Below are 21,104 nucleotides of genomic sequence, written 5' to 3'. Positions count from 1 at the left end.
CGATGTCAGCGGAGGTGCAACATGGAACGATTCACCGGCGGTTGCCTGTGCGGCAACGTCCGTCTCGTGGCCTCAGGGCGCCCTTATCGGGTCGGCCTGTGCCACTGCCTCGACTGCCGCAAGCATCACGGCGCGCTGTTCCATGCGTCGGCGATCTTCCCCCAGGACGCGGTGACGATCGAAGGCGAAACCCATGACTACAACGGGCGCTATTTCTGCCCCCGTTGCGGCTCGTCGGTGTTCGGGCGCAGTGGCGATGAGGTCGAGGTGAACCTGGGCTCCCTGGATGCTCCGGACCAGTTCCGGCCCACCTACGAACTCTGGACCATTCGCCGCGAGGCCTGGCTGCCGCCGTTCCCGCTGGCGCGGCGATACGAGCGTGACCGCGACGCCACGGGGCGTTCCGAGGAGTAGGCGGGCCGTGGCCCCTAGAACCGGGCGAAGCGTTGCCGGTACTGCGCCGGAGTGAAGTCGGTCAGCTCCTTGAACATTCGCCGCAGGTTCGATTCGCTGCTGAAGCCGAGTTCTTCGCTGATCGCGCTGATGGAAGCGGAAGTCAGCGTGAGGCGCTCGCCCACCTGGCTGAGCTTGATGCGCCGGGCGTAGGTGGCCACGGCGGTCCCGGTTTCGCTCCTGACCCGGCGTGCCAGCGTGCGCTCGGACAGCCCCAGTCCATCCGCCAGTTTCTGCACGGTGAGCTGTTCCGCCGGCAGGCTCTCCACCAGCAGGTGGAGCCGCCGCAACAGGTCGCTGGATTGGCCGATCAGGCTGATGGCCTGGAAGGCGTCGTGGGACTGCGCCGGGCGCGGCAGCACCATCAGCCGGATGAGATCGCGCAATACCTCGGCGCTGACGTGCCGCTCGATCAGCGCCTGGGCGATCGGCAGGTAGCCATTGACCCCACTGGCGGTGGCGTTGCGCGGGTTGACTATGCAGTTCTTCTCGCTCTGCCATTGCACCTTCGGGTAGCGCTTCGGCAGGGCGTCCGCCAGCCACCAGGTGGCCGTCGCCGGTTGACCGTCGAGGCGGCCGCTGGCGGCGGCTAGGCAGACGCCCACGCAGTAGCTCCACAACTGGCAACGCTTGTCGAACCTGGCCAGGATGCCCAGCAGCTCGGTGCTGCTGGTTAGGGTGGCCTCGACGTGCTGCGCGGACTCGGCCCAGAAACCGGGGATCAGCAGCGCATCGAGCGGACGCTCGGCGAGGCCGTGGGCCGCTTGCAGGACCAGGCCGTGGGCGCACTCCACCGGCCCGCCGCGCACGCCGACGTAATGCGTGGCGAAGAGTTCGATGCCGGTTCGCCGGTTGGCGGCATGCAGCAGGTCGGCGAAGGCGAGCAGACCTGCCGGCATGCAGCCGGGAAAGAGGAGGAGGCCGACCTGAAGGGGCTTGGGCATGGCTGGAAATGAATGAATTGTGTCTGGTCCTGCCATTATGGCCGCTGTTTCGGATCGGCACCATGGAGCCCTACCTGAAGAGGGCTCCACGATGAAGATTCAGCAGATCCGCAACGCGACGATCATTCTCGAACTGGGCGGGCAGCGCGTCCTGGTCGACCCGATGCTGGCGCGCAAGGGCGCGTTGCCGCCGCTGCGGGTGCTGTCCGCGCGACAGAGAAACCCCCTGGTCGAACTGCCGGATTCGGCGGAACAGGCGCTCGAGTCGGTAACCCACTGCCTGATCACGCATTGCCAGAAAGGCCACTTCGATCATCTGGACCGGGCCGGCACGCGCTGGCTGCGGGAGCGACAGATTCCGGTGATCTGCACGCCCCACGACGCTCCGCACCTGGCGCGGCGCGGTCTGAACGTGCAGCCGCTGCCGGACGATCACGAGCAGCCGTGCCCGTTCCTCGGCGGGTGGATTCGCACGGTCCGCTGCACCCATGGAGAGGGCTTCATCGGCAGGTTGATGGAGCACGGTGTCGGCTACCTGATCGAGATGCCCGGGGAGCCCAGCCTCTACCTGGCGGGCGATACCCTGCTGACCGCCACCGTCCGCGACTTCGTGCTGCGGCATCAGCCGGGTGTCAGCGTCATCCCGGCCGGTGGGGCGCGCTTCGACATCGGCGCGGACATCATCATGGGCGTGGACGACGTGCTGGAGTTCCTGCGCATCAGCCAGGGCTCGGTCATCGCGAATCACCTGGAAGCGATCAGCCACTGTCCCGTGACCCGCGACGAACTGGCGACGCTGTCGACCGGCGCCGGTTTCGCCGCGCGGTTGCTCATCCCCGCAGACGGGCAGACGTTGAGCCTGTAGTTCCGGGCGGGGCAGGGTGGTATCAGGCGGAGTCGTCTTCCGCCTTTTTGCGCAGGTGGAAGCGGCAGACCTGCCCGTCACGGTGCATGCATTCGAGGTGTTCGACGGGGTGGCCGCCGAGGGTGCCGATCAGCGCCAGGTCCAGTTCGCAGACTTCGGGGTAGAGATCGGCCAGGTGGTGGAACACGCAGTTGTGCGCGACGATCTCCAGCTCGCCGGAGCTGCGGGCGATGATCTGCGCTTCGTAGCCGGTGGCGTTCAGATGCTCGGCTATGCGCGGCTCCGCCACCGGTTCGGACTCCAGTTCGGCCGCCAGGCGCGTGCCGAGCTTGCGCATCATCCCGACCAGGGCGTCATGCCCGATGAGCTGGGCGATCTCGCCGATCAGCAGGTCGCCGAGCAGTTGGTACTGCCGGGGAAACAGTTCGCGGCCTTGTGCCGTCAGCAGGTACAGCTGCTCCGGACGGCGCCCGGTCGGGCGGGTGGGGCCGCGCACCACCAGGGCGTCGCGCTCCAGCGCGGCCAGGTGTTGGCGCACGGCAGTACGGGTGACCGCCAGTTGCTCGGCCAACTCGTCGATGCTCATGCCGCCCGCCTGGTAGAGCAGGGCGGCGAGCAGATCCTGCTGGGTGCGGCCCATTCCTTGAAGCATTCGGCCCATTCCTTGAAGCATTCGCTTACCTCGCGCTCAGAACTTGTCCGGGAACTGCTTGACCAGGGCGCCGTTCAAGGCGTCGGCGAGCATCAGGATGTGATGCCGCATGGCCTGCCAGGTCTTGGCTTCGCCGGCGTAGTCATGGGCGCCGAGCTGGTCGATCTGGGCGATGTGCTGGGCGCCATGGGTGCTGAGCATGGCCACCAGGTCCTGCTCGGGCAAGTTGGGGTTGGCCGAGGCGAGGAATTTGGCGATGGCGCCGGCATTGCTGGTCAGGTCGCCAACGGCGGCTTTGCGCCCGCCGGCGTCCTTGGCGACGCTGGCGTCGCTGTAGTGCTTCACGGCCATCCAGTGGCCGGCCAGCAGCTTGAGCAACTGGTCGGCGGCGGGTTGGCCATAGAGCGGCGCGATGGCGTTGGCGATGGTCGTGGCGTTGCTGACCACCTGGTCCGCGGCGACCTTGGCCTGGGCCTTGTCGCCGGCCTGGTTGGCCTGTACGTAGTCGCGAATCCAGAAGATGTGTTCCTGCCACAGGTCGCGCAGCGCCAGGCGGTTGTCCAGGGCTGCGGCGGAGGCCGTTGGCGCACTGGAGCTGGCATAGCTGGCGGCGAAGGTGGGGGCGCAGAACAGGGTGACGAGCGCGAGAAGTATCGATGATCCAAGTTTCATGGCGGTGGCCTCTGGTGGTCGGTGATACTGCAAAATCTATTTAGGCATATAAAAATGCCGTAATTGATTTATCCGACAAAAGGCTTGTCATTGAGCGTAAAAAAGCCAGACCGCCTGCCGGCGGATCGTGGAGAAGCTCCGCTCCTACGAAAAGCGGTTTCCAGAAGAGTCTCCGCACGCACCGGAGCGCCCCTTCAGGAGGCCGAGTGGAGTCGGAGTTTAAGGGGTTGAGCGGCATGGATGCCGCGAGAGCGTCGTCGGGCCAGGGATGGCCCGTCGACGCGTGCCCCTGAAACTGCGATGGAGCGAGGGCATTTTTCGCCTAAGCGAAAAACCGGATGCAGGGGCAAGACCTTTTGGTTCCTTTTGGCGCCCCAAAAGGGACTCGCCCGAGGGGGCGAAACAAAAAGTCCCAGCACATGCCGAAGCGGCGCAGAAACACAGAACAAGACGGTGGATAACGCCTGAGCGTTATCCACCCTACAAAGAGCATCGCGGACAAAGTTCCGCTCCTACGAGATAGACCTGCGCTCGGGTCGGCCCTCACCCTAACCCTCTCCCAGGGGGAGAGGGGACCGTTCGGTGTAGGGTGAAACCTTCGCGCCAGTCGGCTCGGACTGCCCCCTCTCCCTGAGGGAGAGGGTTGGGGTGAGGGGATGCATCGGCACGGACTTCCCAGAAGAAGACAGTTGCTCCTACAGAATCAAGAGACCTTCTCCTGCTCGCGAGGCGGTGTTGCAAGGCTCCTTCGCTGTCAGGCGCTTTGCGCCGCGATTACTCCGGCTGGAAAGGCAGGCGGGCGGGGACGCCCCAGAAGCGGCCATGCCGCACGATGGCCCGCTCCTGCGGGACGGCGGCCACGGCTGCCGCCGCGTTGGGCGCCTTGATGACGACGAAGCCGGCTTCGTTGCCCACCTTCAGCCCGTAGTCGGCCTTGCCGATCACGCCGGCTGCGGCATCGGTGGCCATGTCCAGGGCGACCCGCAGGTCCTCGTCGGTGTAGAAGCCGGAGCGATAGCCGACCAGCATGGCGCGCTGCAGCATGTCGCCGTTACCGTAGGGCCACCAGGCGTCCTGGATGTTGTCGTTGCCGGTGAACACCCGCACGCCGCCTTTGCGCAGGCGCAGCACGGGCGGGAAATTACAGTCGCCCGGTGCGTTGGTCATGATCGAAATGCCGGCGACGGCCAGGACTTCGGCGATACGGTCGAGTTCGGCGGCCGAGATGTCGCCCAGGCCATAGGCATGGCTGACCGCGACCCGCCCTTGCAGACCGAGGGCGCGGGTGCGCGTGGCGATGCGTTCGAGCTGGGCGGTGCAGATATCGCCCGGTTCGTGCAGGTGGATGTCGACCTTGACGCCGTGCTGGTCGGCGATGCCGAAGACAATGTCGAGTTGCTCGTCGGCGGCACCGTCCAGGGTCGTCGGGTCGATGCCGCCGACCACTTCCACTCCCTCACGCACGGCGGCTTCGAGCACCTCGGCGGTGCCGGGGCAGGAGACCACGCCGGCCTGCGGGAAGGCCACCAGCTCGATATCGACCAGGTCCTTCCACTTGTCGCGGGCTTCCATGATCGCGTGCAGGTTGGTCAGCCCGGTGGTGGCGTCCACGTCGACGTGGCAGCGCATGGCGAGGGTGCCGAACGAGGCGGCCTGGCGGATCAGCGCATCGGCGCGCCCGACGATGGGCGGCGCGCTGGCCAGCTCGCGCTTCTCGATCGCCAGGCGCTCGCGCAGGCTGTCGGTGTGCTGGTGAGGGCGCCAGCGGTCGCCGACGAAGCTCTTGTCCAGGTGGATATGGCCGTCGACGAAACCCGGCAGGACCAGGTGGCCCTGCAGGTCGATGATCTCGGCGTTGGGCAGCGCGGGGCGGTCCTGGCCGATCTGGGCGATGCGCCCGTCCTTCACGGCGATGTTCAGCGGCTGGCCATCGGCGTCGATGGCGTTGATGAATAGGCGGTCGTTCATGGCAGGCCCTTGGCGGCGGGACCACGGCGTGAAGCCGGGCTCGGGATGGCGGCGCGTGGCCCCGCAAGTGAAAGCGGCGCACACGATAGGAGAGGTATCCTGTCATTAACAAATTAAATATAAAAATCAATTCAATCCATTTTAAGAATGGTTTCGCCAGGGATCGTCGCTGGGAAACTATTAAGATGGCAACTGGATGTGATTTGGATATTTAACTTTTAAATACATTGCCCCTGAACCTAGGATGCGCCCCGAGAACGGCCTGGCGCTCACCCGGCCAGGCCGTTCCGCGTTTCGGTCGTCGGACGAAGCCGGGGAAGGGCGATGCGCCGCCCCCAGGGTCGTCCAGAAAATAACAACAAGTTCCGCGCACAGGGTAGCCCTGGCGGTGGGAAGCCGCATGCGTTCGTGAGGTGTCCGGAGCAGGGCAGGTTCACGAACGAGGCGGGCGAGCCCTCCGTGCCGGAACAGAGCGTCAGGGTCCCCGTAATGAACAACAATTCCAAGCTACTGCGTGCCTCCCTCATCTTCATCGCCTGTACGTCGTTCATCGTCTGCGGCGTCCAACCCATCTTCATGGGCCTGCTCACCGAGCGGCTGGGCCTGTCCTTCGACCAGCAGGGCTGGGTCGTCTCGATCGAAATGGTGGGGATGACGCTCGGCACGCTGATCTGCCCGATGCTGATGAAGCGCTATAGCGGGCGCAGCCTGTGCCTGTACGTCGGCCTGCTGTGCGTGGTCTTCAGCCTGGCCACCGCGTGGGTCGCGAGCAACGGCCTGCTGCTGTTGGTGCGCCTGGTCGCCGGAACCGCCGCCGGGCTGATCTATTCCTACGCCGTCTCAAGCCTGGGCCGGTTGCCCGACCAGGACCGTTCCTTCGGACTGATGCTGCTGTTGCAGACGCCGGAGTACACCTTCTTCTCGGCGGCACTGCCGTTGCTCGCCGCCCAGAGCGGCAGCGTCGTCGCGCTGTGCTCGGTGGCCGGCTGGTACCTGCTGATCTGCCTCGCCGCCCTGGTGCTGCCGCGCGTTGCCACGCGCAATGGCGTCCCGGCCGAGCACATGGCCAGCGACGGCGGCTCCGCCCGCACGGGACGCAACGCGCTGGTGGGGATGCTGTTCATGCAGATCGCCATCTATTGCGTCTGGGGCTTCATCGACCAGCTCGCCCGTGACCAGGGCATCTCCGCCGTGGACATCGGCTGGGCCTTTGGTCTTGCCAATATCGCCGGCCTGCCGGGCGCCGGTCTGCCCGCGCTGCTGGGCGCCCGCGTCAGCCGCCAGGCGATGATCGCCCTGGGCCTGGTGTCGATCTTCGTCTCCATCGGCATGCTCACCGGCCACACCGATACCCCGACGAAGCTCTTCGCCGCGCTGTTCCTGCTCACCTTCGGCTGGGTGCTGGCGCTTTCCTACTACATGGCGCTGATCACCACCAACGACCCGCGTGGCAACCTGACCCCGCTGGTCAGCGTGATTCTGATGGCCGCGGCGGCCTTCACCCCGGCGCTGATCGCGATGCTGGTGGAAGGCTCCAACCATCAGTTGATCTTCCTGCTGGGCAGCGGCGCGCTGGCGATTGCCTTCGCCGTTACCTGCATGAGTGGCCGGGTCCGCCGCGCGGGCCTGCAGCAGCCGGTTTCGGGCTGAGGTTTCCGGGAGCCTTCAGCGAGACTGCTGCGGGCTTTCTTTCTCCGGCGGACGAAGGGGCTGGCCTGCGGCCCCCTCACCCTAACCCTCTCCCGGAAGGAGAGGGGACTGTTTGGGTGCAGGTTGAAACCCTGGCGTGAGCCGGCACGGCCTGCCCCAGAGGGCTGGGGTGAGGGGAAACGACCAGCACGGCGCTCCCAAACGAGCGCAATTGCCCTTGCATCGTTCCTGGGCTTCATTCGTCAGATGCAAGTTAACTTGCATTGTTTGACAATATGACAGAAATCCACCATTGTTCCTTCCACCTCGAAGGAGCACCCATGGACAGTTCGATCAAGCAGCGCCTGAAGGACAACCTGACCGCTACGGCCGCCTCATCTCGGGCGATCGCCCATTACATGCTGGCGAACCTGACCGAACTGCCGTTCGAGACTTCTGCCTCCGTCGCCGACAAGCTGGGCGTCAGCGAGTCCACCGTGGGCCGCTTCTGCCGCTCCCTCGGCTATGCCCACTTCAAGGCCCTGAAGGCCGACCTGAAGGATGATCTGGGCGACAGCCCCTGGCTGATCGGCGACCGCCTGGAGGAGTTCCGCCGGCAGGGCGACGAGGCCCCGCTGGCCGCCTCCAAGAGCCTGGAGCTGGAGATGGCCGCCCTGGTGCGGGTCTACGAGTACTCCCGCACCGAACAATGGCAGGCGCTGTGCGAGCGCCTGGCGAGCCGCACCTGGCTGTTCGCCGCGGGCTTCCAGACCGAGCGCGGTATCGCCATGTCCTTAGTCCATCTGATGCAGTACCTGCGCGAAGGCGTACGCCTGGTGGACGGCGCCGCCGGCAACTTCAGCGATGTCCTGCTCAGCGACCCCACCCAGAGCGCCTTGCTGGTCTTCGACACGCGGCGCTATTCCCGCCACGCGATGCTGCTCTGCCAGCGGGCCACCGAGGCGGGTATCCCGGTCACGCTGATCACCGACGAATACTGCGACTGGGCCGAGCCCTGCGTGAGCGAGGTGTTCCGGGTGCCGACGGAGCTGAACCTGTTCTGGAGCTCCGACGCGCCGATGCTGTCGCTGGTCAACCTGCTGGTCAACGATGTGTTCAAGCGCATGGGGCCGGAGGTGGAGAAGCGCCTGGAATCCATCGCCGAGCTGCACAACGAGTTCGTCGGCTACACCGCCCCCTTCAACCCATCCCGATAGCGGATACGCGGGAGTTTCCATGAAGCACTTGGGTATCTGGCGCGTCGGCTGATCGCGCCTCGGGCAATACGCCAGCCTGACCGGTTCAGGCATTCCAACTGATTTCATCTTTGCGCCGGGACAGCTCCTGCGGGCCGGCCTGCGCGCGCCACAACAATCTGCATGCCCACGGGCAGGCGCGGACAGGGCGGAGCTTTGCCCATCGCGCGGAGCCTGGGGTTGATACGAGGAAGGTTCATGGATTGCGATGTCATTGTGCTGGGAGCCGGAATCGTCGGCGTGTGTACTGCGCTCCACCTGCAGGAGCGCGGTCGCAGCGTCTGCCTGGTGGATAAGGCGGCGCCGGGGAGCGGGACTAGCCACGGCAACGCCGGGTTGATCGAGCGCTCCAGCGTGGTGCCCTACGCCTTTCCCCGCGATCCGCTGGCGCTACTGCGCTATGGCCTGAACCGCGAACCGGACGTGCGCTACAACCCGCTGTACCTGCCGAAGATCGCCGGCTGGCTGCTCAGCTACTGGCGTAATTCTTCGCCGCGCCGGCTGCAGGAGGCGGCCCGCGACATGCTGCCCCTGGTGGAGCGCAGCGTGGAGGAGCATGACCGGCTGGTGGCCGAGGCCCAGCTGGAGTCGCTGATCCGCTCACGCGGCTGGCTGGACCTGTACCGCACCCCCGAAGCGCTGGAGCGCGCGGCCGCCGAGGCCACCGCGCTGGAGCGCTACGGGCTGCGTTCCAGCCTGCTGGACCGGACGGCGCTGGAGCGGCAGCAATCGGCCCTGGGCAGTGCGGCCATCGGCGCCATCCACTGGCACGACCCGAAGACGGTCCGCGACCCCGGCGCCCTGGTGCGCGGCTATGCGGCGCTGTTCGTCAATCGCGGCGGGGTGCTGCTGCGCGGCGACGCCGACAGCCTGAACAGGAGAGGGAGCCTGTGGCGGGTCGGCAGCAGCGACGGCGAGGTGGCCGCCACGGACCTGGTGGTGGCCCTGGGCGCCGATTCGGCCGAGCTGTGCCGGCGCCTGGGCTATCGCATCCCGCTGGCGGTCAAGCGCGGTTACCACATGCACTACGCCGCCGACGCGGCCGAGCTGCAGCACACCCTCTGCGACAGCCAGCGTGGCTACGTGCTGGCGCCGATGAGCCGGGGCATCCGCCTCACCACCGGCATCGAGTTCGCCGACCCCGCGGCCGGGCCGAACGAAATCCAGCTGCGGCGGGTGGAAAAGCTCGCCCGTGAACTCTTCCCCCTCGGCCGTCGCCTCGACGCCGAAGCCTGGCTGGGCCGCCGGCCCTGCCTGCCGGACATGCGCCCGGTGATCGGCCCCGCGCCGCGTCATCCGGGCCTCTGGTTCAACTTCGGCCACGCGCACCACGGATTGACGCTGGGACCCGTCAGCGGACGCCTGCTGGCCGAGCTCATGTGTGGAGAACCCACCTTCACATCCCCTGAACCCTTCGCCGCACAGCGCTTTGCCTGAAGGCGCTGAGCGGCACCCCAGGCGATTCGCCGAAAACCACTGCCGATACGCAATAAAGAGGACAACAAGATGTTATCGAGCATGACCCATGAGGTGGTTTCACTGATCTGCCCGCCGTACCGCGGCCACGCCTTGCCGGCGCTCGCTCTGCCCGAGCAGGAGGCCCGCCATGACTAAGTCACGGGATGGCGCACAACTCACACGCGCCCTGAAGCGGCGCCACGTTTTCATGCTCTCGCTCGGGGGCGTGATCGGCACCGGCCTGTTCATGGGCTCGGGCGTGATCATCAACCAGGGCGGGCCGATGGGCGCGATCCTCGCCTACCTGGTCGCGGGCCTGTTGATGTACCTGGTGATGGCCTGCCTGGGCGAGCTGTCGGTGGAGATGCCGGTGTCCGGATCGTTCCAGGTCCACGCCACGCGCTACATCGGCCCGGCCACCGGCTTCATGATCGGCTGGGTGTACTGGATGAGCTGGGTGTCCACCGTGGGACTGGAATTCACCGCTACCGGCATGCTGATGGAACGCTGGTTCCCCGACGTGCCGATCTGGGTCTGGTCGGCCATCTTCGTAGTGCTGCTGTTCTCCCTCAACGCGTTGGCCACCCGTGCCTTCGGTGAAGCGGAGTACTGGTTCGCCGGGGTCAAGGTGACGGCCATCCTGGCATTCATCGTGATCGGCGTGCTGGTGATCTTCGGCGGCATCCACCTGGGCAACGGCGAGCCCGCGCCCATGCTGAACAACCTGCTGGGCGACAGCCTGTTCCCCAACGGCTTGTCCGCGGTGTTCGCGGTGATGATGACGGTGGTCTACGCCTTCCAGGGTTGTGAAGTGCTCGGGATCGCGGCGGGGGAGGCGGAGCAGCCGGAGAAGAGCATTCCGCGCGCCGTGCGCAACGTGGTGCTGCGCATCCTGATCTTCTACGTCCTCGCCATCGTGGTGCTGTCGGCGATCATCCCGTGGCAGAAGGCCGGCCTGGTGGAGAGCCCGTTCGTGCAGGTGTTCGACATGGTCGGCATCCCCTACGCCGGGGACCTGATGAACTTCGTCATCCTCACCGCGATCCTCTCGGTGGCCAACTCGGGCCTGTACGCCTCCACGCGGATTCTCTGGTCCATGTCCAAGAGCGGGATGGCGCCCAAGATCCTGACCAAGCTGAGCAAGCGCGGCGTACCGCTCTATGCGCTGCTCATCACCCTGGGTTGCTCGCTGCTTTCGCTGCTGACCAGCGTGGTCGCCGCCGACACCCTGTTCATGGTACTGACGGCGGTGAGCGGCATGGCCGGCACCGTGACCTGGATCGTCATCGCCTACGCGCAGTACCGCTTCCGCCGCGAGCACATGGCCAAGGGTGGCACCGTGGCCGACCTGAAGTACGCCGCACCCTGGTTCCCGCTGTTGCCGGTGGCGTGCATCCTGATCTGCTGCTCGCTGTTCGTCTTCCTGGCGATGGACCCGACCCAGCGACCCTCCCTGTACTGGGGCTTCGGCTTCATGGCGGTGTGCTACCTGGCCTTCCACCTGATCAAGCGCAAGCGCCCGGAGCACGCCACGCACGTGGCACTGGGGCAGGAGGGCTGACATAGCCTCGCCAGGGCCCTCGGGTACTTGCCCGAGGGCCCTGGCGCGATCACTCAGGCGCCTACGGCGCTCCTCAGCCGGGGGTAGTCGGTGTAGCCCCGCGCATCGCCGCCAAAGAAGGTCTCGCGCTGGGCATCGTTCAGCGGCGCGTCGGTCTTCAGCCGCTCGATGAAGTCGGGGTTGGCCAGCACCATCTGCCCGTAGGCTTCCAGGTCGGCCAGGCCGGCGGCGAGATCATTGCCGATCTCGGCACGCGGTCGGCTCGGTCGGTTGAGGATCAACGTGCCGCGCCACAGATTGCGCAAATCGGCCAGCACTGCCTCGTCGCCCAGGTGCATGAGGTGCAGGTAGGCCAGCCCGAGCGTGTCCAGTTCCGCCACCAGATAGCGATACAGCGCGGGGCCCTCGGGGCCTTCGTCGATGCCCCACATCTGCATGCCGGGCGAAAGACGAATGGCCGTGCGATCCGCGCCGATCTCCTCGGCGATGGCCTTGGCTACCTCGATGGCGAAGCGCGCGCGGTTCGCCAGCGAGCCGCCGTACTCATCGGTACGGGTGTTGGCGCTCGGGGCGAAGAACTGCTGGATCAGGTAGGCGTTGGCACCGTGGATTTCCACGCCGTCGGCGCCGGCTTCGATGGCGCGGCGTGCCGCATGGCGGAAGTCGGCGACGGTCTGGCGCACTTCTTCGGTGGACAGGGCACGTGGCGCCGGGATGTCCTGCATTCCGGTCAGGGTGAACATCGGAGTGCCGGGGGCGATGGCCGAAGGCGCCACGCCCTGGCGATGGTGCGGGGTGTTGTCCGGGTGGGACATGCGCCCGGCGTGCATCAGCTGGATGAACAGGCGGCCACCCTCGGCATGCACGGCGGACGCGACCTTCGCCCAGCCGGCGACATGGGCGTCGGTATGGATGCCCGGCGTGGTGAGATAGCCCTGGCCGTCTTCCGAGGGTTGGGTGCCTTCGCTGACGATCAGGCCGAGGCCGGCGCGCTGGGCGTAGTAGTCGGCGGCCAGTTCGCCCGGTGTGCCGTCGAACTGTGCGCGGCTGCGGGTCATGGGGGCCATGACCAGGCGGTTGGGCAGGGTGTAGCCTCCGACGCGGATGGGGGTGAACAGCTCAGTCATGATGCATTCCTCAAGGGTGGTGCGAACTCGGCGTTCGCTTGAGGCAAATCATCTTCTCCATTGGATTTGGGATAAATACGGTATTTTGGAAATCATTGACCCATTGATGGAGCAATACCGTGGAGCTGTTGAACGACATGGCGCTGTTCGTGGAGGTAGTGAAAGCCAAGGGCTTCCGCGGCGCCGCCGAGGTGACCGGGGTGCCTAACTCGACCTTGTCCCGGCGCATCAGCGCCTTGGAGAAGGCCATCGGCTTGCGCCTGCTGCACCGCACCACGCGGCGCATCGAGCTGACCGAGGCCGGGCAGATCTACTTCGAGCGCTGCAAGCGCATCGTCGATGAAGCCCGTCTGGCGCACGATCAGCTCGGCGAAATGCTCGCCCAGCCGCGCGGCACGCTGCGGGTGTCGTTCCCGGTGGATTTCGCGGTCACCTACCTCGCGCCGCTGATCACCGAGTTCGCCGAGCTGTACCCCGGCATCAGCTTCGACTTCGACCTCACCCCGCGCCGGGTCGACCTGATCGGCGAGCCGTTCGACGTCGCCATCCGCATCGGCGAGTCGGAGAACTCGCAACTCATCGCCCGGCCCCTGGCATCCTTCCCCCCCGGCCTGTACGCCTCGCCACGCTACGTTGAACGCGCCGGCGAGCCGCGGGCGCCCGGCGACCTTGCACGGCATCAGTGCCTGAGCATGCTGAAGGCGGACAGCTGGACGCTGCAGGACGGAACTCGCACGGAAAGCGTCGCCGTCGGCGGCCGCTACAGTCTCAACAGCGTGGGCATGGCCCGGCGGCTGGCCGCGCTGGACCAGGGCATCGTGCTGATGGTGGAGGAGATAGTCGCCGATGAACTGCAGCAGGGCCGGCTGGTGCGCATCATGCCGGAATGGCAGGGCGCGCCGATCCCGGTCTACGCCGTGACCGAGACGCGCCTGCTGCCGGCCAAGACCCAGCGTTTCATCGAGTTCCTGAAGGAGCGGATTTGAGGCGGAGCGGGGCAGTGCTGAGGCCTTGAAGGTAGTATTCCTGGGCACCCTGCGTGGCCTGTTGGCGGGCTTGTCGCGAGCTCTTAGGTTCGTCTCGTTCCGGCTCGATGAATTCGACACTTTCTAGACCCGTTGGCCGGCAGCTTTCGGCCAGGAGCGGACGCTTGGAGTAGAGAAAATAAATCTGCCCCTTTTTCTATTGGTGTAGGTCCGGGGTTCGAGATCCTCTGCGAGGGCATTGGAGCTAACGGCAATCAGCGATGCGGACACCAGACGGACGAGCGCGATGACATGGCGTTAGCTCCAGAAACTTCCCTTCAGTTTGATCACGTACAGTCGCCCTATCACGCTCCCTGACCATTAAATTAATAGCACTGTGCCGACACAGGAATGGGCCGTCCGGCCAACACCTGTGCAGACCGACGAAGGCACGCGGTATTTTCAATGACCGAGGCTTCTTTGAGGGGAATTCGATTGAGCTGTTTTTATAAAAGCCGATTGGAATGGAGCAGTTCATCGATGCCATGAAATCTGGCATGTCCAGATTGAGGAAAGGTGCCCCGGATTGACTGCACGCGAACAGCGGAATTCGCCGGATGAAATCCAACTAATCCGGAAACGAAAAAGCCCCGCATTGGCGGGGCTTTTTATTTTGGTTCAGCCGTTATAAGGCTTGCACCTGATCGGCCTGAGGGCCTTTTGCGCCGTTGGTCACATAAAAGCTGACGCGCTGACCTTCATCCAATGTCTTATAACCGGTGCTCTCGATCGCACGGAAATGAACAAAGACGTCCGCACCGCTTTCCGGGGTGATGAAACCAAAGCCTTTTTCAGGGTTGAACCACTTTACGGTTCCAGTTTGACGAGTAGTCATGATGAATCTCCAAAAAGTTCATGCCGTGCAACATGCGAGGCATGACTGGATGCGAAGTGAAGAGGGGCCGCAAAGATGGAGAATCTCGAAGACAAAACATCGATCGGTGCCGCTAAACCGAGCAGGCAGAGGGTCACCATACAGACTTTGCAGGAATTAGATAGGGAAATTTCAAGAAATTGCGGGTATCGGTCGAACGGTCGGGGATGAGCTCTATATGTGCGTATAGTGGACAGCTAGCCGCCAACGTGGTGGCTCATCACCTCAGGTGAACTGATGTCCAATTCAGAGATCAAGACCGAGCGTTCGGAGCTGGATAAGAAAATCTCAGCATTTCTTTCTAAAGGCGGAGAGATTCAGGAAATCCCCGCCGGCAGGTGCGGCCGCAAGGAGCCGTTCAAGCGATCCGAGTGGACCATAGGCAAGAAGAAGCCGGAGGCTTGATCCTCCAGCAATGGAAAAGGCCGCACCTGTCGATGCGGCCTTTTTATTATATAAGCCAACACTCCTGGCCGACCCGGTCTGGTCAATCAACAGGAACGAGGCAGAAAGGGGACAGGCAGAAAGGGGACAGATTTATTTAAGCACTCCAGTCCTGATCTCCAAGACAGTTTTAGAGTAGAAAAATAAATCTGTCCCCTTTTCGCTTTCTTTTCGCTTTCTACCATTCTTGAACGTCCGCTAAGGGTATCCGCCGATCCGGTGCGAGCCATCGGAGCGTAGTCGAGAACTGCGGTTGCCAGACCGTTTCAATCCGATCAGCAATCATCGATCAGCGGAAGGACAAGCAGCTGAGCGTCCGGGCCGGAGGCTGTCGCTGAGGGAGGGCAGTCATCTGCAAGAACCGTATACTCTTGCTAGCAGGCCACAACCCTGTTTCGCCCGCTCTGCTTAGCCAGGTAAAGCCTTTCATCGGACAGTTTCAACAAGGCTTCCGAGGACGACGTTTCCTCATTCTGGCAGGCCACGCCGACGGAAAGCGTCAGCTTACCTACGACCGGCACTTCGCTGCTCGCCACATGCTCTCTGATCCGCTCGGCGATGGTTTGCGCAATGGTCATCGATGTATTGGGCATTACCAGTGAGAACTCCTCTCCCCCCGTTCTGCAGGCCAGATCGCTTGCTCTCGAGTTGTCCTTGATGATCTGGGCGACGTGCCTGAGCGCTGCATCGCCTGCGTCATGGCCGAAGGTGTCATTCACCCTCTTGAAGTGATCGATGTCCAAAGCCAGCACCGAGTAAGGCTGTTCGCTCTGCGTCAACATATCGAGAAAGGCCGCCAGCGCCCTTCGATTAGCGAGACCGGTCAAAGGATCGCTCTGCGCTTCCTGGCTAAGGCGGCCAAGCTTTCGCTGGATGAGCCTGACGCCGCTGAGAAGCGCTCGGCGAATCGCAGAGGCATCACGATACCAAGCGTGCACCCTCAGCAATTGAGCCTCGGTTTCCGGAGCTGTCAATTGCGTTGCGGCGTTCGATAACTGGCGCAGAGGCCGCGCAATCATGGCAACTGCGGCCAGGATCAACCCAAACCCCACGATGCCCGCCGGAATCATGCCGATGACCATCTGGCCCATCAACGGCGCCAAAGGGCTGAGCGTTCGCTCCAGAGGCTGAAGTGCTACCACGGCCCATTGCGCGTCAGGTACCTGCGCGTAACCAACCAACACCTGCATACCCGCATCATCCGATGCCTCCATTGCCCCACGCTCACCGCGCAACGCTGCGTCCACCGGCTTGCTTTGATCAAGGATTTCGCCAATTCGCTTCTGCTCAGCGTGATACAGCAGACGCCGGCTCCCGTCGGTGACAAATACGAAGGTGCCTTCATGATGGAAATGGCTGCTTATCACCGTGTGCAAGGCGCTGCGCTGTTTGAGGTAGACGGAGCCACCAATCACGCCGAGAAATTGGCCTGAAGCGCTGACGACAGGCTGGGAAATGAAAACAACCAAATGGCCGGAGACTGATGTATAGGCCGAACTGACCAAGGGCCGGTGCTCTCTGAGAGCTTGCTGCATACTCGCCGAGTCCAACGTGGCGCCGTTGGTCTTCAAGGCCTCCGGCGCCGTCTGCAGAACCTTGCCGCTGGCATCGGCTATGGCAATTGCATTGAAGTCCGCATCCTGCTGCTGCAGACGGCTTGCCTCGGCACGGATAGCCTCGGGGTCATCCCAATGCGTCGCAAGGACGCCCGCACTGAACTTCATGCGGCCCTGCGCCGAACGAAGAAACGCTCCGATGCTCGAAGCAACCTTGGCGGCGTAAGCGCTATTGGACTCAAGCGCCGAATGAGTCAGCGCATCGCGCTGAACCCGGTAAGCGACGATAAGGCTATTGCACAGGGTGGCGACCACCGACAGCAGCACACAAAAGAGAATTATTGCGCGCAGATCGAGCTGTAGAGACCGTAAGCGCTTCATGTCACTTCCTTGAAAGGTCGCCAGAATCCTGCTCTACAGGCTAGTTCGGATTACGCGGGAATGGCATGGACCGTCTGCAACCCAGCTAAAGCGGTAAGTCCGCGTAAAGAAGCAGGCTTGCAGATAGGCCATCACGTACGGTTTGTCTCCGCGACAGTCCGCTTCGGGTGGAAAACGGCCCTTTCATACATAGAGAATCGCCCCCTGAATTTTCCGGCTGCCCGGAAAAGGTCCTTGGCAAAGCCCCTCATTAGCCTATAGTTAGCCACATGGCTAACTATGAAGCAGCAATCAGCGACGTGTTCCATGCGCTGGCGGACCCCACCCGCTGCGCCATCATCGGCGCGCTCGGATTCGGTGCGCAGCCGGTGTCGACGCTGGCGGCGCCGTTTGATATGGCGCTGCCGTCCTTCATGAAGCACCTGACGGTGCTCGAACGCAGCGGACTCATCCGCAGCCAAAAGAACGGTCGGACCCGCACCTGCGAGCTGGTGCCGCAACGGCTTGCCCAAGCCGAGCAATGGATCGCCGAGCAGCGCGCCCTGTGGGAAGCCCGCTCGGATCGCATGGCCGAATTCGTCGAACAACTCCACCAGGAGGAGCAGGACCATGACCCGGAATGCTGAACGCGCCGACTCGCGCGACCTGATCATCACCCGCGTGCTCAACGCGCCGCGCAGCGCCCTGTGGCGCGCCTGGTCGGACCCCGAGCTGCTTAAAGAATGGTGGTGCCCCAAGCCCTGGACCACCGAGGTGCTGGCCTTCGAACTGAAGCCCGGCGGCGCCTTCCACACCCTGATGAAGGGCCCGGACGGCGGTGTGAGCGACAACCCCGGCAGTTTCCTCGAAGTCGTGCCGGGCGAGCGTCTGGTGTTCACCTCGATGCTCACCGGGGGCTGGCGGCCGAACACGCCCTGGATGGGCTTCACCGCGATTATCACGATGACCGACGAAGGCAGCGGCTGCCGCTATACCGCCCATGTCATGCATCCCGACGACGCATCGCGCGAAAAGCATGAAGAAATGGGCTTCTTCGACGGCTGGGGCACGGTCATCACCCAACTCGAAGCCTTCGCTGCCACGCTGGGTTGATCAGTTTTTGCGCTGCGATCACATTCGCGAAGGTTACTCATGATTTGAAGTCAAAAGACTTTGCCGTGCCGGCGCCTTAATCGCTGACAGCGAAGCCGGCAGACTGGGCTCCATTGGAACCGATCAACCTTCCTGGAGCCTCAACATGAGCATTCCTTCCTTCGGCCTCGGCACCTTCCGCCTGACCGGCCAGGCCGTCATCGACTCGGTACGCACCGCGCTCGAACTGGGCTACCGCACCATCGATACCGCGCAGATCTACGGCAACGAGGCCGACATCGGCCAGGCCATCGCCGAGAGCGGCGTGCCGCGCTCCGAGCTGTTCCTCACCACCAAGATCTGGGTGGAGAACTACGCCGCCGACAAGCTGGTTCCCAGCCTGCGCGACAGCCTCGCCAAGCTGCGCACCGACCACGTCGACCTGACCCTGATCCACTGGCCGGCGCCGGGCAATGGCGTCGAACTGACCGAGTACATGGCCGCGCTGGCCGAGGCCAAGACACTGGGCCTGACCCGCCAGATCGGCATCTCCAACTTCAATATCGAGCTGACCCGCCAGGCCATCGCCGCCGTGGGCAAGGGCGAGATCGCCACCAACCAGATCGAGCTCAGCCCCTACCTGCAGAACCCGGCACTGACGGCGTTCCTGAAAGAGCAGGGGATCAAGGTCACCTCCTACATGACCCTGGCCTACGGCAAGGTGCTCAAGGACCCGCTGCTGGCCGAGATCGCCGCCAAGCACAACGCCACCGTCGCGCAGATCGCGCTGGCCTGGGCGCTGCAGCTGGGCTATGCGGTGATCCCGTCCTCGACCCGCCGCGAGAACCTCGCCAGCAACCTGCTCGCCCAGGAACTGCGCCTGGATGCCGACGATATGGCGAAGATCGCCACGCTGGAACGCAATGGCCGTGAAGTCAGCCCGGAAGGCCTGGCTCCGATCTGGGATTGATCGCCATGTCCGCCCCCCTTGAACGGTTGACTGCCGGCGGCTTCAGCGTCGGCCTCGAAGCTCCGCTGGACAACGACTGGACGCCCGCCGGCGAACTGGCGCGGCAGCAGGCCGGACGCCGCCACGGCGAGCCGGACCTGGCGCAGCACGCGAAGCTGGCACAGCTTGCCGACCGCCTCGACTTCCGTGCCTTGTGGGTGCGCGACGTCCCGCTCTACGACCCGTCGTTCGGCGATGCCGCCCAGGTTTTCGAGGTGTTTTCCTACCTCGGCTATCTGGCCGGCGTCACCCGCGACATCCTGCTCGGCACCGCCGCCGTGGTGCTGCCGATCCGCGAGCCGCTGCTGACCCTGAAGTCGGCAACCACCGTGCAGCGTCTGAGCGGCGACCGCCTGCTGCTGGGCGTGGCCAGTGGCGACCGGCCGGTGGAATACCCGCTGTTCGGCCGCGACTTCGAAGGCCGCGGCGGCAACTTCCGCGAACAGATCGCGCTGCTGCGTGACGCCGCGCGGTCGAGCCTGCCCGAAGGCATGGCCGTGCTGCCGGCGCCGACTTCGCCGCTGCCGTTGCTGGTGGCAGGCCTGGCGCAGCAGAGCCCGGCCTGGATCGGTTCGAACCTCGACGGCTGCCTGGCCTATCCCGGCACGCCGGAGGACCACCAGCGCCGCGTTGCCAACTGGCGTGCGGTGGCCGGAGCCAAACCCTATTCGAGCTTCATCCACCTGGACCTGGCCGAGCGCGCCGACGAACCCATGCGGCGCTGGCGCTTCGGCTTCCGTGGCGGCCGTGACGCGCTGGCTGCCGAATTGCGTGCGCTGCGAGCCGCCGGCGTCGACCACGTCGGCCTGCAACTGCGCCGCAACCTGCGGCCCCTCGACGAGACCCTGCACGAGATCGCCGAGTACGTGTTGCCCGAATTCCATGCCCAATCGACCACGGCGGCCGCGCCGCTGGAGGAGATTTGCAATGTCTGAGAATGCATCCCCGCTGTTCCAACCCCATTCCCTGGGCGCTCTTGAACTGCCCAACCGCATCGTCATGCCGCCGATGACCCGCTCCCGCGCCAGCCAGCCGGGCGACGTGCCCAACGAGCTGATGGCCGAGTACTACGCCCAGCGCGCCAGCGCCGGTCTGATAGTCAGTGAGGGCACCTGGATTTCCCCGCTGGGCAAGGGCTACGCCTGGACCCCGGGCATCCATTCGCCGGCCCAGGTCGCCGGCTGGCGCAAGGTCACCCAGGCGGTGCACACCGCTGGCGGGCGCATCTTCGCCCAGCTCTGGCACGTCGGCCGGCTGAGCCACATCAGCCTGCTCGATGGCCAGGCGCCGGTGTCGTCGTCGGCGATCCAGGCCGAGGGCGTCAACGTCTTCGTTGCCGAGAACGACGGCACTCCTGGCTTCGTCCAGGCCTCGAAACCCCGCGCGCTGAAGACCGAGGAAATCCAGGGCATCATCGATGAGTACCGCCAGGCCGCGCGCAACGCCATGGCGGCCGGTTTCGACGGTGTCGAGCTGCACGCCGCCAACGGCTACCTGGTCAACCAGTTCATCGACTCCAACGCCAACGACCGCACCGACCGGTACGGCGGCTCGCTGGAGAACCGCCTGCGCTTCCTCGGCGAAGTGGCCCAGGCGCTGGTTGAAGGCACCGGCGACAAGAGCCGCGTCGGCATCCGTCTGGCGCCGCTGACCACCCTCAACGGTTGCGTCGACGCCGATCCGGAAACCACCTACCTCGCCGCCGCGCACCTGCTGGGCGAGATCGGCGTGGGCTACATCCATATCGCCGAAGCCGACTGGGACGATGCCCCGCACATGCCGCTGGCATTCAAGCAGCGCCTGCGCGAGGTCTTCCCCGGCACCCTGATCTATGCCGGCAAGTACACCGCCGAGCGCGCCAATGCGGCGCTGAACGAAGGCTGGGCGGACCTGATCGCCTTTGGCCGGCCCTTCGTCGCCAATCCCGACCTGCCCGAGCGCCTGCGCCAGGGCGCGCCGCTCAACCCGCACCAGCGCGAAACCCTGTTCGGCGGCGGCGCCCGTGGCCTTACCGATTACCCCAGCCTGGCTGTCGCAGCGACCGCCTGACCCCACCCAGGAGTTCGCAGATGGAAGCGCTTGCACCATTGCCTGGGAATTCCTCTTCGTCCTCGGTCAGCCGCTGTACGTCGGCTCGACCCAGGTCAACATCAACCCGA

At 64.7% G+C, this 21,104-nt stretch carries 20 protein-coding genes; 13 read left to right on the top strand and 7 right to left on the bottom strand.

What is annotated here, in order from left to right; translation table 11 throughout:
* Nucleotides 1-21: 21 nt before the first annotated feature.
* Complete coding sequence (locus tag ACNFBT_RS24615; RefSeq protein ID WP_416753325.1) at nt 22-414, top strand: GFA family protein; 393 nt, start codon at nt 22-24, stop codon at nt 412-414.
* 14 nt (nt 415-428) lie between these two features.
* Here ACNFBT_RS24615 and ACNFBT_RS24610 read toward each other — a convergent pair whose 3' ends face one another.
* On the bottom strand, nt 429-1,397 hold the full coding sequence (locus ACNFBT_RS24610) for a GlxA family transcriptional regulator (protein WP_416753324.1): 969 nt from the start codon (nt 1,395-1,397) through the stop codon (nt 429-431).
* A 91-nt stretch (nt 1,398-1,488) separates the two neighbouring features.
* Here ACNFBT_RS24610 and ACNFBT_RS24605 point away from each other — a divergent pair, with 91 nt between their 5' ends.
* The gene (locus tag ACNFBT_RS24605; protein ID WP_416753323.1) at nt 1,489-2,262 is read left to right on the top strand and encodes an MBL fold metallo-hydrolase; all 774 of its coding nucleotides are present in this window, start codon (nt 1,489-1,491) and stop codon (nt 2,260-2,262) included.
* 22 nt (nt 2,263-2,284) lie between these two features.
* Here ACNFBT_RS24605 and ACNFBT_RS24600 read toward each other — a convergent pair whose 3' ends face one another.
* The 3 genes from ACNFBT_RS24600 to ACNFBT_RS24590 form a co-directional block, all read right to left on the bottom strand.
* Complete coding sequence (locus ACNFBT_RS24600) at nt 2,285-2,914, bottom strand: helix-turn-helix transcriptional regulator (protein WP_416753322.1); 630 nt, start codon at nt 2,912-2,914, stop codon at nt 2,285-2,287.
* A 36-nt stretch (nt 2,915-2,950) separates the two neighbouring features.
* On the bottom strand, nt 2,951-3,586 hold the full coding sequence (locus tag ACNFBT_RS24595) for a hypothetical protein (RefSeq protein ID WP_416753321.1): 636 nt from the start codon (nt 3,584-3,586) through the stop codon (nt 2,951-2,953).
* Nucleotides 3,587-4,360: 774 nt separating this feature from the next.
* Nucleotides 4,361-5,554, bottom strand: a complete 1,194-nt coding sequence (locus tag ACNFBT_RS24590; protein WP_416753320.1) for an amidohydrolase family protein — start codon at nt 5,552-5,554, stop codon at nt 4,361-4,363.
* Nucleotides 5,555-6,043: 489 nt separating this feature from the next.
* On the opposite strand from ACNFBT_RS24590, the gene ACNFBT_RS24585 reads away from it, so the two are divergent.
* The 4 genes from ACNFBT_RS24585 to ACNFBT_RS24570 all read left to right on the top strand — a co-directional run bounded on the left by ACNFBT_RS24585 (nt 6,044) and on the right by ACNFBT_RS24570 (nt 11,458).
* Nucleotides 6,044-7,204, top strand: coding sequence for an MFS transporter (locus ACNFBT_RS24585; protein ID WP_416753319.1), 1,161 nt, complete (start codon nt 6,044-6,046; stop codon nt 7,202-7,204).
* 320 nt (nt 7,205-7,524) lie between these two features.
* Complete coding sequence (locus tag ACNFBT_RS24580; RefSeq protein ID WP_416753318.1) at nt 7,525-8,400, top strand: MurR/RpiR family transcriptional regulator; 876 nt, start codon at nt 7,525-7,527, stop codon at nt 8,398-8,400.
* Nucleotides 8,401-8,637: 237 nt separating this feature from the next.
* Nucleotides 8,638-9,876 carry an NAD(P)/FAD-dependent oxidoreductase gene (locus tag ACNFBT_RS24575; RefSeq protein WP_416753317.1) on the top strand — a complete coding sequence of 413 codons (1,239 nt, stop codon included), beginning with the start codon at nt 8,638-8,640 and terminating at the stop codon, nt 9,874-9,876.
* 169 nt (nt 9,877-10,045) lie between these two features.
* Nucleotides 10,046-11,458, top strand: coding sequence for an amino acid permease (locus ACNFBT_RS24570; protein WP_416753316.1), 1,413 nt, complete (start codon nt 10,046-10,048; stop codon nt 11,456-11,458).
* Between the two features lie 53 nt (nt 11,459-11,511).
* Here the strand turns inward: ACNFBT_RS24570 and ACNFBT_RS24565 are convergent, their stop codons facing one another.
* Nucleotides 11,512-12,585, bottom strand: coding sequence for an alkene reductase (locus tag ACNFBT_RS24565; protein WP_416753315.1), 1,074 nt, complete (start codon nt 12,583-12,585; stop codon nt 11,512-11,514).
* A 119-nt stretch (nt 12,586-12,704) separates the two neighbouring features.
* Here ACNFBT_RS24565 and ACNFBT_RS24560 point away from each other — a divergent pair, with 119 nt between their 5' ends.
* Nucleotides 12,705-13,571, top strand: a complete 867-nt coding sequence (locus tag ACNFBT_RS24560; RefSeq protein ID WP_416753314.1) for a LysR family transcriptional regulator — start codon at nt 12,705-12,707, stop codon at nt 13,569-13,571.
* Nucleotides 13,572-14,235: 664 nt separating this feature from the next.
* Here ACNFBT_RS24560 and ACNFBT_RS24555 read toward each other — a convergent pair.
* Nucleotides 14,236-14,445 carry a cold-shock protein gene (locus ACNFBT_RS24555; protein ID WP_207887261.1) on the bottom strand — a complete coding sequence of 70 codons (210 nt, stop codon included), beginning with the start codon at nt 14,443-14,445 and terminating at the stop codon, nt 14,236-14,238.
* A gap of 276 nt (nt 14,446-14,721) precedes the next feature.
* On the opposite strand from ACNFBT_RS24555, the gene ACNFBT_RS24550 reads away from it, so the two are divergent.
* Nucleotides 14,722-14,889, top strand: a complete 168-nt coding sequence (locus ACNFBT_RS24550; protein ID WP_416753313.1) for a hypothetical protein — start codon at nt 14,722-14,724, stop codon at nt 14,887-14,889.
* 413 nt (nt 14,890-15,302) lie between these two features.
* Here the strand turns inward: ACNFBT_RS24550 and ACNFBT_RS24545 are convergent, their stop codons facing one another.
* Nucleotides 15,303-16,865, bottom strand: a complete 1,563-nt coding sequence (locus ACNFBT_RS24545; RefSeq protein WP_416753312.1) for a diguanylate cyclase — start codon at nt 16,863-16,865, stop codon at nt 15,303-15,305.
* A gap of 269 nt (nt 16,866-17,134) precedes the next feature.
* On the opposite strand from ACNFBT_RS24545, the gene ACNFBT_RS24540 reads away from it, so the two are divergent.
* The 5 genes from ACNFBT_RS24540 (at nt 17,135) to ACNFBT_RS24520 (ending at nt 20,994) form a co-directional block, all read left to right on the top strand.
* A complete protein-coding gene (locus tag ACNFBT_RS24540; RefSeq protein WP_416753311.1) occupies nt 17,135-17,491 on the top strand; it encodes an ArsR/SmtB family transcription factor in 357 nt (118 codons plus the stop codon).
* Nucleotides 17,475-17,957, top strand: a complete 483-nt coding sequence (locus tag ACNFBT_RS24535) for an SRPBCC family protein (protein WP_416753310.1) — start codon at nt 17,475-17,477, stop codon at nt 17,955-17,957. The genes ACNFBT_RS24540 and ACNFBT_RS24535 overlap by 17 nt, the downstream gene beginning before the upstream one ends.
* A gap of 145 nt (nt 17,958-18,102) precedes the next feature.
* Nucleotides 18,103-18,906 carry a 2,5-didehydrogluconate reductase DkgB gene (dkgB, locus tag ACNFBT_RS24530; RefSeq protein ID WP_416753308.1) on the top strand — a complete coding sequence of 268 codons (804 nt, stop codon included), beginning with the start codon at nt 18,103-18,105 and terminating at the stop codon, nt 18,904-18,906.
* A 5-nt stretch (nt 18,907-18,911) separates the two neighbouring features.
* Nucleotides 18,912-19,880, top strand: a complete 969-nt coding sequence (locus ACNFBT_RS24525; protein ID WP_416753307.1) for a TIGR03571 family LLM class oxidoreductase — start codon at nt 18,912-18,914, stop codon at nt 19,878-19,880.
* Nucleotides 19,873-20,994, top strand: coding sequence for an alkene reductase (locus tag ACNFBT_RS24520; protein ID WP_416753306.1), 1,122 nt, complete (start codon nt 19,873-19,875; stop codon nt 20,992-20,994). Before ACNFBT_RS24525 ends, ACNFBT_RS24520 begins: the two co-directional genes overlap by 8 nt.
* Nucleotides 20,995-21,104: the final 110 nt, after the last annotated feature.

The sequence above is a fragment of the Pseudomonas sp. NY15181 genome (assembly GCF_048068055.1).
Taxonomy (GTDB): Bacteria; Pseudomonadota; Gammaproteobacteria; order Pseudomonadales; family Pseudomonadaceae; genus Pseudomonas.
The sequence above is the reverse complement of the archived record's forward strand: the minus strand, read 5'-3'. Positions and strand labels throughout refer to the sequence as shown.

What these genes read in the sequence shown, in the direction of transcription:
- ACNFBT_RS24600 (WP_416753322.1), bottom strand. Translation starts at nt 2,914, where the DNA reads ATGCTTCAAGGAATGGGCCGCACCCAGCAGGATCTGCTCGCCGCCCTG.
- ACNFBT_RS24565 (WP_416753315.1), bottom strand. Translation starts at nt 12,585, where the DNA reads ATGACTGAGCTGTTCACCCCCATCCGCGTCGGAGGCTACACCCTGCCC.
- ACNFBT_RS24550 (WP_416753313.1), top strand. Translation starts at nt 14,722, where the DNA reads ATGTCCAATTCAGAGATCAAGACCGAGCGTTCGGAGCTGGATAAGAAA.
- ACNFBT_RS24615 (WP_416753325.1), top strand. Translation starts at nt 22, where the DNA reads ATGGAACGATTCACCGGCGGTTGCCTGTGCGGCAACGTCCGTCTCGTG.
- ACNFBT_RS24555 (WP_207887261.1), bottom strand. Translation starts at nt 14,445, where the DNA reads ATGACTACTCGTCAAACTGGAACCGTAAAGTGGTTCAACCCTGAAAAA.
- ACNFBT_RS24595 (WP_416753321.1), bottom strand. Translation starts at nt 3,586, where the DNA reads ATGAAACTTGGATCATCGATACTTCTCGCGCTCGTCACCCTGTTCTGC.
- ACNFBT_RS24590 (WP_416753320.1), bottom strand. Translation starts at nt 5,554, where the DNA reads ATGAACGACCGCCTATTCATCAACGCCATCGACGCCGATGGCCAGCCG.
- ACNFBT_RS24545 (WP_416753312.1), bottom strand. Translation starts at nt 16,865, where the DNA reads ATGAAGCGCTTACGGTCTCTACAGCTCGATCTGCGCGCAATAATTCTC.
- ACNFBT_RS24580 (WP_416753318.1), top strand. Translation starts at nt 7,525, where the DNA reads ATGGACAGTTCGATCAAGCAGCGCCTGAAGGACAACCTGACCGCTACG.
- ACNFBT_RS24605 (WP_416753323.1), top strand. Translation starts at nt 1,489, where the DNA reads ATGAAGATTCAGCAGATCCGCAACGCGACGATCATTCTCGAACTGGGC.
- ACNFBT_RS24585 (WP_416753319.1), top strand. Translation starts at nt 6,044, where the DNA reads ATGAACAACAATTCCAAGCTACTGCGTGCCTCCCTCATCTTCATCGCC.
- ACNFBT_RS24525 (WP_416753307.1), top strand. Translation starts at nt 18,912, where the DNA reads ATGTCCGCCCCCCTTGAACGGTTGACTGCCGGCGGCTTCAGCGTCGGC.
- ACNFBT_RS24570 (WP_416753316.1), top strand. Translation starts at nt 10,046, where the DNA reads ATGACTAAGTCACGGGATGGCGCACAACTCACACGCGCCCTGAAGCGG.
- ACNFBT_RS24520 (WP_416753306.1), top strand. Translation starts at nt 19,873, where the DNA reads ATGTCTGAGAATGCATCCCCGCTGTTCCAACCCCATTCCCTGGGCGCT.
- ACNFBT_RS24540 (WP_416753311.1), top strand. Translation starts at nt 17,135, where the DNA reads ATGGCTAACTATGAAGCAGCAATCAGCGACGTGTTCCATGCGCTGGCG.
- dkgB (WP_416753308.1), top strand. Translation starts at nt 18,103, where the DNA reads ATGAGCATTCCTTCCTTCGGCCTCGGCACCTTCCGCCTGACCGGCCAG.
- ACNFBT_RS24535 (WP_416753310.1), top strand. Translation starts at nt 17,475, where the DNA reads ATGACCCGGAATGCTGAACGCGCCGACTCGCGCGACCTGATCATCACC.
- ACNFBT_RS24610 (WP_416753324.1), bottom strand. Translation starts at nt 1,397, where the DNA reads ATGCCCAAGCCCCTTCAGGTCGGCCTCCTCCTCTTTCCCGGCTGCATG.
- ACNFBT_RS24575 (WP_416753317.1), top strand. Translation starts at nt 8,638, where the DNA reads ATGGATTGCGATGTCATTGTGCTGGGAGCCGGAATCGTCGGCGTGTGT.